Consider the following 15,226-nt stretch of genomic DNA (forward strand, 5'->3'; position numbering starts at 1 on the left):
AAAGGCTTCGCCTTGGACCAGTTTGCCGCTTGACTTTTGTTCTCACGAAACTCGCAGTAAATGCGAGTTTCTGAATGTAAGTGACAAGAAGTCATGCTTTTAGAAAATCAAGGCATTCTTCAAAAGCAACACCATCAGTGGTGGGAATTCCCATCTTATCAGATATTACTAAACATTCTCTAATAAAATGAGAAGCTTTTTTTACAGACGAGTAAAAATCTTTTCCATTAATTGCATCTGCTATAAGAATGGAAGCAAATATATCTCCGGTGCCACCTCGACCTTTCCCGACTTTGTGTTGTCTTGTAACTCTAATTTTGCCCGATTCATCAAAACAGTAGTTAGCAAGGCAGTTACCTTCTGAAATTCCTGTAATTACTATCTTTTTAGGTCCAAAGTCAGAAAGCTTAAATATAAGATTTTCTATTTCTTTTCTTTTCCATTTACCTTCATGAAATGGTGTATCAGTCAGAATGCAAGCTTCTGTAAGATTCGGAGTTATGATATCGGCATATCTAATAAGATCTCTCATTTTTAAGCACATTTGTGTTGTGTAGCTTTTGTATTTTTTACCCTCATCTCCCATTATTGGATCTATACAGATGATGGTATTGGATGTTTTAAAACTGTTTATAAAACTTTTGACTAAATCTGCTTGAATTGCCGAACCAAGAAAACCAGTATAAATGCCTTCGAATTGTAGATTTAATTTTTTCCATTCGTTTTCGTAGTTTTCAAAATTTCGAGTATAGTCATCAAGAAAATAACTATCAAATCCAGTGTGATTGGATAAAATAGCTGTTGGTAGAAAACAACATTGTACTTTTAGTTTTGAAATAACAGGTATGGAAACTGCAAGAGAACAGCGTCCAAATCCAGTTATATCATTTATTACTGCAACTTTATTTTGTATATTATGATTATATTGCATTAAAATCCTCGTTTCTCAAAAAAGTCATAATTCTAGTATATACTTGAATTATTTTATATTAAAGTAGTAAAATAGAAAAGTTGTGTGCCGTTAACACAAGTATTATCTTAGGAGGAGTTATGTTTAAAGATACTTTCGATGCTGCAGCAAATGGTGCAGTAAAAAAATCAACTTTTTTAAAATCTAATCCGCTTGGATACTTTGTTGTTTCAATGCTTGCGGGTATTTATGTTGGAGTTGGAAATCTTCTGACAAATGTTATCGGAGGAATGCTTGGATCATCACCTGTTACTAAACTTGTTATGGGATTTGCTTTTTCAGTAGCACTTAGTCTTGTAATCTTTGCTGGTGCAGAGCTTTTTACAGGAAATAATATGGTTATGGCGGCTGGTATATTAAAGAAAAAAGTCACTGTCTTTGACACATTAAAGTTGTGGGCTATCTGTTGGTGTGGAAATATTTGTGGAGCTATCGTTCTTGCTTTATTATTTCATTTTTCGGGTTTGAACAATGAAGCTACATCTGCTTTTCTTGCACATGGTGCAATGGTTAAGATGTCTCTTCCTGTTACTGAACTGATAATTCGAGGAATGATTTGCAATCTTTTGGTTTGTCTAGGAGTGTGGTGTTCTCTTAAGTGTAAGACAGAAAGCGCAGTTCTTATCATGGTTTTTTGGTGTATTTTCACTTTTGTAGTTCTTGGAGGAGAGCATAGTGTAGCTAATATGACTCAGCTTACAACTGCACTTTTAGATCCGGCAGGTGAGAATGTAACAATTGGCGGCTACTTTTATAATCTTATAGCAGTTACATTTGGTAATATTCTTGGCGGAATTCTTCTTGTAACACTTCCTTATTATGCAGCATCCAGAAAAGACTGATATAAGCCTTAATATAAAAAGATATAATGATATAATTGTTGATTAAACCGGATAGATTTTCTATCCGGTTTTTCTAATTGCAGAAAAAAATAATCCGATATAGTAAATATAGATAAAGTGGAGTATGAACGAAAAAACCTAAATCTTTTTAAGAGGGAAAATATGAAAAAATATATTTTTGATGATAAAACTAAACGTTTGAATGAAAGTGATTGCATTCCTATTACTTTTTTTCAACTTATAGACGGGAAAATCGTTACTCTGCTTGTATCTGATGGCTTTTGTGAATTATTAGGGATGGGAAGGCAGGAAGTGGTTGAGTTTCTTAATCATATTATGCCTAAATTTATAGATAGAGAAAATTGTAGTCGCTACGAGAACTCAATTGCAGAGTTTATTCTTGAGGATAAACCATTAGATACTTTTTATAGTTTAAAACTTCGTAAGGAACAAGAAGAGACGGTAATTCATGCTCAGGGAAAGCATTTGCTTATGCGTGATGGAACACGCCTTGCGAAGGTTTGGTATATAAATGAGCAAATGTCAGGAAAAGATATAGATTCAAAGATTGAGACTAATATAAGTCAGCGATTTGAAGAACTTCTTACTGAAAGAATCTTCATGGATACAGAAAAATTCGATCATCTGACAGGACTCATGAATATGGGTAGCTTTCTTTCAAGTGCCAAAGAAAGCAGTGATAAACTGATTTTAGGAAGAGAAGTCCCAACAGTATTATATTTTGACATGAATGATATGAAGACGTTTAATCAGCGGTATGGTATAGAGGAGGGAAATGAACTTTTATGCATTTTTGCTGATATATTAAAAGAGGTATTTGAAGGTGCAGAATGTGCCAGAATGGGAGAAGATCATTTTACTGTTTTAACTAAAGCGGATGGAATAGAAGAAAAATTATCTATAATATTTGATAGATTAAAGATTGCAAATCATGGATTAACGCTTCCTGTACGTGTTGGAATATATAAGGATACGTTTGAACGTGTGGATTTAGGAACTGCGATAGATAGAGCTAAAATCGCGTGTGACGTTAATAAATTCACATTTGAATCAAGTTATACATATTATGATGAGGAGATGCGGAAAGCATCAATTAATAGAGAATATGTTCTTCGGAATTTTGAAAGAGCTTTAGAAGAAAAGTGGATAAGAGTTTACTATCAGGGAATTGTTAGAACTGAAAGTGGGATGATATGTAATGAGGAAGCCTTGGCTAGATGGATAGATCCAGATAAAGGTGTTATTTCTCCTGCAAAAATTGTTAGTGTACTTGAGGAAGTTAAGCTGGAGTATAAATTGGATTTGTATATGATAGATAGAATACTGGAAGACATGGCAATTAGGAAGAGAGATAATATTCCCATTGTTCCAGTATCTGTAAATCTATCCAGATACGATTTTGAGTGTTGCGATATGGTTACAGAGATAGATAATCGTGTGAATGCTTCTGGAATTTCACATGATATGCTCATTATAGAGATTACTGAAACTGTAATAGGACTTGATCCGGATTTTTTGAAGGAACAGATATGTAGATTTCATAAGGCTGGATTTAAAGTGTGGATGGATGATTTTGGAAGTGGCTACTCATCTTTAAATATTCTTCAAGATTTTGAGTTTGATTTGATAAAACTTGATATGCGTTTCATGAAGGGATTTAGTTATGACAATAAAAATTGCATTATCTTAAGAAGAATTGTACAAATGGCGACAGAATTAGGTATTGATACTTTGTCAGAAGGTGTTGAGACGGAAGATCAGGCAAGTTTTTTAAGAGAAATCGGATGTATTAAACAGCAGGGTTACTTGTATGCTAAGCCTGCCAGTATGAATGAAATTCGTGGCTATTCGCGTGTAGATTCGGGAATATACTATGAAGAGAATTATGACACTATAGTAGATTGTATAAAAGAAAAGAAAAAATTGGATTATGTTCCTGATATTTGGAGAGATATACCTATTCCATTCGCTGTCTTTAAGGTTGAATACTTAGATGATGGAGAAGTTGCGGATACAATTCATGTATATTTAAACAAAGAATATTCTGAACTGATGCACAAAGTCACAAAGTCGAACGTCATTGGTAAGGGCTTTCTTAAAGTATTTGGAAAAGTCGATAAAGAGTGGTTTAGAATAGCTGATTTAGTTGCTAAAAGACGTCAGAATGTACATGGTAGATTCTTCCATGATAAGCAAAGCTCATGGATGGAGTATTCACTAAAGTCTTTGCCGCAGAAGAATTATATTTCGATTACATTGACCAATATTGATCATTTGGTAAGAGAGAATTCAACAAAGGCATATACAGCTGATGATGAGATTATAAGAATAGCAGATCTACTTAATAGAGAAAGTAATTATAGAACAGCTATTGAAAGAGCTATCAATGAGATGTCACAGATGATACGTGCTGATAGAATATATATTTACACGAAGGAAGAGGATAACATAGCAAGTGGTTATGAGTGGTGCGCTGAGGGTGTTGAGCACTCATTTGATTTAGAGAATATTAAAGAATATGCCCAAATTGATCAGTTAAAAAAGCGTGTCAGAATAGATGAGAATATTCGAATGGACAATATAGAAGAAATACGTAGAAGTTGTGGAGAATTATACGAATTATTGAAGTCAAGGAGGATTAAAAGGTTTATTGAAGTGCCTCTGTATGATGAATCAAGGCTTATAGGATATATGGGAATAGATAACTATGATGAAGGAGATTCAAGTAATACAGTGACACTATTAGCTGGAGTATCATATTTTATTACTGCTAGGATAGTTGCCGCAGGTGTACTTCAACATATGGATCATATTAGTAGTCATGATGCGTTAACAAATGTTCAGAATCGTTATGCAATGCTTAAAAAGACAGAAGAACTTGAGAAGAAGCAGGAACATGCTGGAGTTATATTTGTAGATATAAATGGTCTCAAGAAGACAAATGATACTTTAGGGCACGATGCAGGCGATCAGCTAATAAAGAATGCTGCTAACCTCCTTTCTGCATTTTTTAATGAGAAAAATGTTTATAGAACAGGTGGCGATGAGTTTGTTATTCTGGTTGAAAATGTTGAAGAAGATGAATTTGAAATAATAAAGCGTCAACTTGAAGTAAGGATTAACGAGCCATCTGCTCCAAAGATTGCGATAGGTTTTTGCTGGTGTTTAGATACAAGAAATCTGGAAAAATCTATGAAAATAGCAGATAAAAAAATGTATGAAGATAAGAAAAAGTTTTATGAAAAGTCTGGAATGGAACCACGATAAGAATTGTATAAATAAGGGAAAATGTACAAAAATAATAATTAAATAATCAATTCGATGTACACAATGACATTAAAAATTCAAAAACGCTTGACATTGAGTCGTCAATATGATAAATTATAATCAAGAAAAGCGAAGAGATAAACCAATTATCACAAAATGCGAGATGGTGGCGATGCTTCACCTAATTAGTTTTTGATAATTGAACGAAAGGACTTCAAAGGGATGGCGGCGATGCTTCACCTAACTGGAGAAGTTGCTTTCGGACTCTTAGAAAAATTCAGGAACGGTGGTAATAATACTTTATTGGTTCCAACGAATTTGCTTTTTTGATATATAAGGAAACATTAAAAACAATTTCATATGAGGTACACTCCAATGGACAATGAATTTTGAGGAGTCGGTTTATTTAGAATAAGAAGTAAACCGACTCCTGTTTTTTCTAAAGTAATATTATTAACAGTATTGCGTTTATAAACTTAAAGTTATAAAATAAAAAAGTAGCTATCCATGTTTAAAGGAAGATAGATTATGAAGCGATTATTACGTTCAAAATTACGCCCGGGAATGTGCATTGCTGAAAATGTATATGGAATGTCAGATAATACTTTATTGCTCGAAAAAGGGCATATATTGGATGATCTAGATATTACGCGTTTGTCTTATTATTCTGTGGTTAGTGTTCTTATCGAAGAGAACATTGATTTTGAACCTGGAAGCGATGCTCCATCATACTCTGAACTTCTTATGCAGAGAAAAGAGTTTAAACAGTTTAAAGATGATTTTGATGGATGCGTATTCAGCTTTAAAACAATGATAAATGAAATCATTGAAAAAGATGAAAAGGTTCAGATTCCGGAACTTGTTTCACCGCTATTTGATCTTTTTTTAGAGGCACCTAATGTTCATGATTTGTTTGCGATGATTCACTTGCTAAGACTTTATGACGATGCAACATATGTTCATTGCATAAATGTTGGACTTATAAGTCTTGTTCTTGGAAAATGGATGAAGATGTCGGATTCTGATTTAGAGATATTGACAGCATCAGGAATGCTTCATGATATAGGCAAGATGAGAATATCGGATAAGATTATTACTAAACCAGATAAACTTACAGATGAAGAATATGAAGAAGTGAAAAAACATCCGATTATCGGATATAATATATTAAAAAATCTAAGTATGAATGATCATATACAAAACGCTGCTTTAATGCATCATGAAAGATATGATGGAAGCGGATACCCATATAAACTTGTAGGTAATGAAATAGATGAGTTTGCTGGAATTGTAGCTGTAGCAGATGTATATGATGCTATGACTTCTGCAAGAGTCTACCGTGGTCCATTATGCCCGTTTACTGCTTTGAAAATTTTTGAAGAAGAAGGCTTGCAAAAATACAATCCAGATGCCATAATTACTTTTTGCAAAAACGTTGTTGAAACATACAGACAGACAAAATTGCAGCTAAGTGACGGAAGAGTTGGTGACATAGTTTATATAAATCCTAACAGATATTCGAGACCAACAGTAAAATGTGGAGATGATTATGTTGATCTTATGGAAAACCCAAAGCTAGAAATTGTTGCCATCAGGTAGGGGGAAGAATTGAGAAAATTAAGTGAGTATTGTACTAAAGAGTTTACTGATATATTGCAGACTTATATTTCTGTTTGTAGTAATGAAAGAACATTTTATGAATACTGCGGATACATTAATCTAATCTGTAATTATACTAAAAAAGATTTTTTGAGAATTACTTATGAAGATGCAAAAAAATATCAGGATTACTTAATTTCTCAATACAATGATGGCAAGTTATCCAGAAAGACAGCAAATGTTAGATTTTCTTGCTATAGGACTGTTTCAAATTATATTATTGATACTTTTCCTGATAAACTGAAAGAAAATGTTTTTTTGAAAATTCCTAGATTGATGCAGCCAGATGATTCTATAAATCCAAAATCAATACCAAGTTTGAAAGAACTAGATAAAATCATGAGTTCAGCTAGATCAAATTATATGTTTTATTTGATTTTGTCACTTGCTACAAGAGTTGGGCTTAGTGCAACCAATATCTTGCGTATTCGAAAAAATTCGATAATAGTAGATGAAGAAGGAAATACTTTTTTACATTTTGCTGCAACGTCAGATTTTAAGGATGATAGATATGTTCAATTACCAAAAGATGTTTCTTCTATATTAGAAAAATATCTTGAAACAGTTGAAGCGGATTCACAGGGGCACATATTTTTTAATTCCAGAAAAGGACCTTTAACGTTGAAAAACTTAGATGTTGCTGTGAGTAAAATAATCAAAGCTGCTAAAGTTGACGAGAAATATACGTTAAAAGACTTAAGAAGTCGTGCAATTCTCGACTTGTTGCAAACAGGGGCTGACGCAAATGCGATAAGCGATTATACCGGGCTTTCGTTTTTACGTATTCATTCTTTTACAAAAGCAAAAAAGCTTGTGAGCGGAGATTGTATTGCAGATGCAGTTAATTTCTCTATGAAATCATAAGGATTAAACTAGTACCTATATAGGAATTATAGCAGTATACGTTATTAGGCATTATAGTCATTCCATAAATGCTTATTATGGAATGACTTGATATATAAAGCATATAAAATGAAGTAATTCGCCAAGTTTACGAGTTATTTACTAATTTGACTATAATAGTCATTATTATTTATCTTTTCTTAGTTCCAAAAAGTTTCATTTTACTAATATTTCCACAAGTATTATTTTTTTTAAAATACGGAAACTAAACAGGCTTTATTTAGGCAAAACACTTTAAAAGTAAAGCACTAAAAGAAACTATCAATAAAAAGTCTATAAGTTTTCGATAAACAAAATATAAATTAATTATGATGATTTGAGTGATAGGTTTTTTTGTATAATAAAAACAGTTAGTTGTCGTTTTTTCGCTAAAAAAGGTACAAAAAAATGGAGGGATGATTTATGAAGCGTAGGAAAAGGAATCGTATTCTGTCATTTTTGATGACGAGCATTCTTGTTTTTACTATGTTCTTCAGTAATCTAATGTCAGCCTATGCAGAAGATTGTAATGATGATTCTGCTACTCAGCAGGCAACTGTGATTACAGAACAAGAATCTGAGTCCATCACAGAACAACCAGAGACAGAAGCAGCAACAGAAAATGAGCAACCAGAAGTAGATGAGGTAGAGATAACTCCTGAAGAAATTCAGGAAGCACCTAAGGAAGATGAATCTTCATCGTCTGAAGCTGCGGGTACGGCAGAGGAAGAAGCAAATAATGCAAATCAAGATGCTTCTATAAATGGTGAAGCAACTGAAGCATCATCAGCTTCAACTGCAGAAACTTCAGTAGAAGAAGATAATAAAGAAGAACTTGAATCAAAAATTGTAACAGTGACTTACGAAGCAACAGAAGGCGGTATTGTAAGCGTTGCGACTGAGTCAGTCAATTTAAATGATGAAGCAGCTACTTTTTCAGGATCTGAAGCTATAGCAAATGAAGGATACAAATTTGAAAACTGGAAAGATTCGGATGGAAATGTAGTTTCAACAGAAAATGTTTTTGTACCTTCTAATATTGATAAAGATACTGTTTATACAGCAGTATTTGAAAAAACAGTCATAGAACAATATGTAACAGTAACATATAAAGCTTCTAAGGGTGGAAGTGTTACAACTAGTAGTGAAACTATAGACATAAATGCTGAAGGAGCTAAATTTAAAGGGTCTAGAGCTGTAGCGTGGAACGATAAGTATGAGTTTGAAGACTGGATTAATGAAGAAGGAAAAGTTGTAGGTACTAATGAAGAATATGTTCCTTCTAATATTAATAAGGACATCACATTTACAGCAAAGTTTAAAGCTGTTGAGAATATTGAAGATAAGATGCCTGCAATAAAGGTTTCTGATGTTCATAAGGGCGGAATGGTTGTTTCAGTTAATGCTGAAGTAGGTATTTTCCCGGCAGGAACAGAATTGTCCATTAATGCAATTTCAGATTCACAGGCTCTTGAAACTGCAAAAGAAGAACTTGGTGAAAAAGTTACTTCGGCAAAGGGTGTTGATATTACTTTTAAATATGAAGGAAAAGAAATTCAACCAGCCGACAATAAGTATGTACATGTAAGCATTTCTTTGGAAAAAGCTATCGAAGGTGATTCATTTAGCGTACTTCATGATCATAAAGGTGATGTTGATAAAATAAGCGCAAATGTTAACCAGGATTCAAAAGGAAATGCGGTTAGTGCAACATTTGATACTAATCAGTTTTCTATATTTATTGTGGCAGGTGAAGGAGATAGTTCTTCACAAGATAGCACTGATACAAAAGCAACACGTACATATGAATTCTATTCAGAAGATGAAACAACACCATTTAATACTCAGATTGTAAAGAAAGGTGATACTCTCCACAATCCTGGAATTCCAAAATTCACTGGTGAGAACAGTGACAAAAAAGTATTTTATGGCTGGTATACCAAAGATGAAGATGGTAAATTCAAAGACGAAATAACATTTGGAGAAATTACAGAGGAGATTACATCACGTGAAGTTATAAAAGTATATGCAAAGATTGAAACAACTTACTATGTTACATTTATAGGACCTGATAAAGAGGTAGTTCAGGTTAAGAGTAAAATCGTTGTTAATGATTCCTCTGATAAGAAACTTTCAACTAAGGGAGTTATTGTAACACCTAAGAATGCAGAAGATGCTTTTGAAGGATGGTCTACAGAACCACCGGTTGAAGGTGCAGCTCAGGATAATCGTACAACAGTTGAAGAAGTTGATGTTACAAAGGTGAAGACTGTATATGCAGTTGTTGTAACAGCACACTGGATTACGTTTGATGAGAACGATGGTGGTGTAGGCGGAGGTGCTGATTACACAAGTCCTATTTTCGTTAAGCATGGAGAGTCATTAAGCGGTAAAGAGCCGGTAGCTCCTAATAGAAGAGGGTATATTTTTGGTGGATGGTACAAGCAAAAAGGAAATGGAGATGGACAGGTTTCCGGACAGAAATTTGCATGGAGTGGTGAACTGACTGAAAATATAACTCTATACGCAAAGTGGACTGCAAAGACAGACACTCAGTATTCTGTTGTAATATGGCAGCAAAAGATTTCTGATAGCAAGACTACAACAAATAATGCTGATAAGAGCTATGACTATAAGAAGACAATTGTTGTTAACGGAACAACAGGTTCTACTCTTGGCGAGAATAGTGTTAATCCATACAAGAACGAAGGTTCAGAAGGATTTAGCTACAGCTGGTATGAGATTGTAAGAAATAAAAATGGTAAAAATGTTCCTACAACAGGTGACAGCACAGCGACAGGTGTAGTACGCCCTCAGGGTGATACAGTAATAAATGTTTATTTCGATAGAGTTAAAGTTATTATAAGATTTAACAAGCATAATGGCATAAAATGGGAACCAATACATACATTTGAAGGACTATATGGTCAGACATTAAAACAGAATAATTATACTTGGCCAAGTGACTATCTGTATTATGAAGGGCATACAGACCAAGGAAACCAGCATTATGGAAGCGGAACACGACTGGTATTACTTGATGCATTTTTGACGCATCAGGTGTCTTCTGGAAGCGATACTCTTGATTTGTATGCAAAAAACAAAGAAAATGTAAATCTTAGCATCTTTTTTATAAAGCAAAAAATTGATGGAACATATCCTCAGATTGAATCAGTGGCTGATTCAGAATTAGCTACAGACGTTGTATTCTTTTCTGGTGGAACATTTTATGTAACAGATAAGTATAATGGTTTTTCTTTGGATGAAGCAAGCTATAAAAAAGAAAGCTATTCTACAACATGGTCTTCATGGAAAAAAGTAAAACCAAACGATACAATAGTAACACAAGGCGATATAAGAATACGATTTGCAAGAAATAAATATGCTCTTGAGTTCAAGAATGGAACAGACAGTATTTCTGCAGACAGTAGTTTTGCAGCTATTCCATATGAAAAGAACCTTTCTGAGTATGAAGCTCTTGCACCTAAAGCTCAGGATATGCCTAAAAAGCAAGGCTTTGAGTTCCAAGGATGGTATGAAGACGAAGGTGGTCAGAAGAAGTTTGACTGGAATTCCGAAATGCCAGCGGCTGATAAAGTTCTTTTTGCATATTACAAACCATTAGAGTATCATGTAAAACTTGATCCTAACGGAGGTATATACACAGCCGGTACAGAGTTTACATTAAGATATGATGAGTCGAAAGGAAAATTTGAAGAAGTTAGTAAAGAAACGCTTACGCAGAGTGTAAGTAAAGAAGGATATGAACTCATAGGATGGTTCGATAAGGCAACAAATCTTCCATATGAATATGGTCAGCCAAATAGAGATGTTGAACTTATAGCTATGTGGCGTAAACCAGGTACCTATAAACTTAACTATATTGCAGCTCCTCATGGAAGCTTTGATAACAATGCTCAGCCTGATCAGTATGACTATGCAGGTGATTCATGGGTAGTTGTTGCAGCACGTCCTGACACTATTGACAGTAATTTCATTTTTATAGGATGGAAAATTGAAAAAGATCCAAGTGCTAAGGTATACTATCCAAATAATAGTTTCCAGATTCAAGGTGATTATATTGAAAACGGAAAAGTAAATATTGTTGCAGTATACGTAGAGCTTGGTGAAGGTCCTACAGAAAATACCACTATTATATATGATTGTAATTACACTTTAGATAGTGGAGAATCAGCATTCCCGCAGTATGTTATAAGCCCTAAACTTAAAGTTAATGAATCAATTGCGGCAGCAACATTAGATCAGACAGGATTCTCAAGACCTGGATATGACTTCCTTGGATGGAATACTGATAAGGATGCAGAAACAGAACTTGTAAAGCCTGGATATAAGTTTATAGCAGCTGATAACAATGGTGTTATATATGATGCTAACAAAAACATCTTAAGTGGAAATACTCTTTATGCTATATGGAAGAAACAGACAGGATCATACGTAGTTAAGTATTATAAAGATTCTGTTTCTGAAAACAATCTTCTTGGCACATCAAGTTCAGTTACAGTTGATGCACTTACAGAGATTACACTTACAGTTGATACTGCTGAAGGACAGCTTAACTGGAAGAAAGAAGCTGCAGGCGCAGAATATGCAGATGGTGTTCAGCAGGGAGATATTCCTTTTGTAGTACAAAAGGGAGATGCAAATGTTATAAATGTTTTGTATAAGACTTTGCCTGTAACTGTTTATGTTGAAGGATCAAAAGAGACATATCCTTATGATGGCGATGACCATTTTGTTTCAGGATATACAGTAAGAGCAGAGGCAAATGGAGTAGTTCTTTCAGATTATACAGAAAGCTCATATTCTTGTACTGATGACTTCAAGGTAACCGGAAAAAATGTTAAGAAAGATACTTCAGGAAATCTTGCATCATATACAACTGCTATAGATGTATCTAAGTTCACAAATCTTAGCACTAAATATCATGATGTAACATTTGTTCTTGGAACACAAGGTTGTAATGAACTTGAGATTACACCTATAGAAATTTCTTATAAAACAGAAGGTGCCGAAAAAGAATACGATGGAAAACCTCTTACTTGTGAAACAGCTTCTATAACCGGTCTAATCGCTTCTGATGAGGCAATAGTAAAGATTAAAGGTGTTGGAAGTCAGACAGAAGTAGGTGAGAGCGATAATACCGAATCTATTGATTGGGGAACAGTTAATAAAGATAACTATGCTATTAAGGAAAAATCAATAGGTAAGCTTATTGTTAAAAAGAACACTGCAACAATCACACTTACAGCAGCTTCAGATAATAAGGTATATGATGGAAAACCGCTCACTAATAGTACAGTAACAGCAACAGGACTTCCAGAAGGATTCACAGTTGAAGCAACAGCAACAGGAAGTCAGACAAATGTTGGTAAAGGCGATAATACTGTTGATGATGGATATGTAATTAAGAATTCTGAAGGAGAAGATAGAACTTCTAGTTTCACAGATGTTCAAAAAGAGTCCGGAATTCTTGAAGTAACTCAAAGAACATTGACAGTTACAACTGGTTCTGATTCAAAATTATATGATGGAAAGCCTCTTACAAAAGATGAAGCATCTATATCTGGATTTGCAGACGGAGAGGATGCAACAATTAAAGCAACAGGAAGCCAGACAGAAGTTGGTCATAGTGATAATACATATACTATTACCTGGAGTAATGCAAAGGAAGGTAACTATACTATTTCAGAAAACTTGGGCGTATTAACAGTTAATGAAAGTGATGTTGAGGTAACACTTACAGTAGGTTCAAGTGAAAAAGTATACGATGGAAAACCTTTAACAAATAATATAGTAACACTTGGTGTTCTAGATAATACTATATTTGAAGTTAAGGCAACTGTAGAAGGTTCTATAACAGATGTTGGAACCAAGGAGAATATTCTTAAATCTTATCAGATTTTGTTAAGAGAAGACGGTTCAGATAAGACAGGAAATTTCACTAATGTTAAGGTTACTAATGGAACATTAACAGTTACTCAAAGAGAACTTACTATTGGTACAGGTTCTGCAGAAAAAGAATATGACGGAACAGAGCTTACTAGTAGTGAAACATCAGTAAATGGTCTTGCAGAAACAGATAGTATTAAAGTAACAGCAACAGGAAGCCAGACAGAAGTTGGACAGAGCGATAATACATGTAATGTAGCATGGGGTGATACCAATAAGGATAATTACAATGTTACATATAATCTTGGTACACTGAAGGTTACAACAAATGGTTCTCTTAAGATTATACTTACAGCTGCTTCAGATGATAAGGAATATGACGGAACAGCACTTACTAATAGTACAGTAACAGCAACAGGACTTCCAGAAGGATTTACAGTTGAAGCAACAGCAACAGGAAGCCAGACAGATGTTGGATCATCTAGTAATACCGTAAATGACGGCTATAAGATTCTCAATAAAGATGGTAAAGATGAGACAGAAAGCTTTACTGGTATAACTACAGTTACAGGAACACTTGAAGTAACAAAGAGAACAATAAAAGTTTCAACTGGTAGTGCAGAAAAAGAATATGATGGACTTCCTCTTACAAAAGACGAAGCATCAATTGAAAACCTTGCAAGCACAGATGAATCTATAGTTACAATCACAGCAACAGGAAGCCAGACAAATGTAGGAAAATCTGATAATACTTATTCAATTGAGTGGGGAACTGTAAATAGTGGTAACTATAGTATTGAAGAAAGTTTAGGAACACTTGAAGTTAAAAAGATAGCTCAGACACTAAAATTGATATCTAAAGGTGGTAGCAAAGCTTACGATGGACAAGCGCTTACTAATCCTACAGTAACTTACGAAGGACTTCCAGAAGGATTCACAGTTGAAGCAACAGCAACAGGAAGTCAGACAAATGTAGGTACTTGTGACAACTTGATTGATGATTCCTTTGAAATCAAAGACAAAGCAGGAAATACTTGTAACGAAGCATTTGAATCAATAATAAAGGATGAAGGAATTCTTGAGGTTACACCAAAGACACTTACTATAACAACTGATGGTGATTCAAAGGTATATGACGGAACTCCACTAACCTGCGAAGGCTATGATGTTGAAGGACTTGTTGACGGCGAAGAGGTAACAGTTACAACTACTGGTACTATAACAGATGTAGGAGAGAAAGATAATACCTATGATATTGAATGGGTATCAGCAAAGGAAGACAATTATACAATTGTATCAGTTTTAGGTAAATTAATTATTACCAAATCGGATGTTGATAACATTGGCGGCGCACACTCGTGACTTTAGTCATGAGTTAGCCGCCTTTTCTTGACTCTGCTAATTACGTATGGTATTATATAGACATGGATAAAGATAAAATATTTACAATAAAATCAGATGTAACGCATGGTAGAGGGTATGTATACTGCTTACAGTACCATATAGTATGGTGCACCAAGTATCGTAAGAAGGTCATTGTTGGCAATATAGAGTCAGATGTTAAAGAACATCTTTACCGTACAGCCGAAGATTTAGACATTAAAATCCTTGCTATGGAAACAATGCCTGACCATATACATATGCTTATAGAATGTAAGCCTCAATGCAGGATTTC

General features: G+C 34.3%; 7 protein-coding genes. 6 read left to right on the forward strand and 1 reads right to left on the reverse strand.

The window, feature by feature from the left end; translation table 11 throughout:
- Nucleotides 1-91 precede the first annotated feature (91 nt).
- Complete coding sequence (locus tag G634_RS0108615) at nt 92-931, reverse strand: pyridoxamine kinase (protein ID WP_026504951.1); 840 nt, start codon at nt 929-931, stop codon at nt 92-94.
- A 119-nt stretch (nt 932-1,050) separates the two neighbouring features.
- Between G634_RS0108615 and G634_RS0108620 the strand changes: the two genes are divergently transcribed.
- From G634_RS0108620 to tnpA, 6 genes are all read left to right on the forward strand, one after another.
- Nucleotides 1,051-1,812, forward strand: coding sequence for a formate/nitrite transporter family protein (locus G634_RS0108620; protein ID WP_026504952.1), 762 nt, complete (start codon nt 1,051-1,053; stop codon nt 1,810-1,812).
- A 162-nt stretch (nt 1,813-1,974) separates the two neighbouring features.
- Nucleotides 1,975-5,100, forward strand: a complete 3,126-nt coding sequence (locus G634_RS20300; RefSeq protein ID WP_051233781.1) for a GGDEF domain-containing protein — start codon at nt 1,975-1,977, stop codon at nt 5,098-5,100.
- 528 nt (nt 5,101-5,628) lie between these two features.
- Entirely contained in the window at nt 5,629-6,699 is a 1,071-nt protein-coding gene (locus G634_RS0108635) for an HD-GYP domain-containing protein (RefSeq protein ID WP_026504953.1), read from the forward strand.
- A 9-nt stretch (nt 6,700-6,708) separates the two neighbouring features.
- On the forward strand, nt 6,709-7,623 hold the full coding sequence (locus G634_RS0108640; RefSeq protein WP_026504954.1) for a tyrosine-type recombinase/integrase: 915 nt from the start codon (nt 6,709-6,711) through the stop codon (nt 7,621-7,623).
- A gap of 441 nt (nt 7,624-8,064) precedes the next feature.
- Complete coding sequence (locus G634_RS0108645; RefSeq protein WP_026504955.1) at nt 8,065-14,913, forward strand: InlB B-repeat-containing protein; 6,849 nt, start codon at nt 8,065-8,067, stop codon at nt 14,911-14,913.
- 62 nt (nt 14,914-14,975) lie between these two features.
- A partial coding sequence (tnpA, locus tag G634_RS20775; RefSeq protein ID WP_155830541.1) for an IS200/IS605 family transposase occupies nt 14,976-15,226 on the forward strand: 251 nt, incomplete at its 3' end.

This window comes from Butyrivibrio sp. NC3005 (assembly GCF_000424545.1).
Taxonomy (GTDB): Bacteria; Bacillota; Clostridia; order Lachnospirales; family Lachnospiraceae; genus Butyrivibrio.

Coding starts and splice junctions, on each gene's coding strand:
- G634_RS0108615 (WP_026504951.1), bottom strand. CDS start 931: ATGCAATATAATCATAATATACAAAATAAAGTTGCAGTAATAAATGAT.
- G634_RS0108620 (WP_026504952.1), top strand. CDS start 1,051: ATGTTTAAAGATACTTTCGATGCTGCAGCAAATGGTGCAGTAAAAAAA.
- G634_RS20300 (WP_051233781.1), top strand. CDS start 1,975: ATGAAAAAATATATTTTTGATGATAAAACTAAACGTTTGAATGAAAGT.
- G634_RS0108635 (WP_026504953.1), top strand. CDS start 5,629: ATGAAGCGATTATTACGTTCAAAATTACGCCCGGGAATGTGCATTGCT.
- G634_RS0108645 (WP_026504955.1), top strand. CDS start 8,065: ATGAAGCGTAGGAAAAGGAATCGTATTCTGTCATTTTTGATGACGAGC.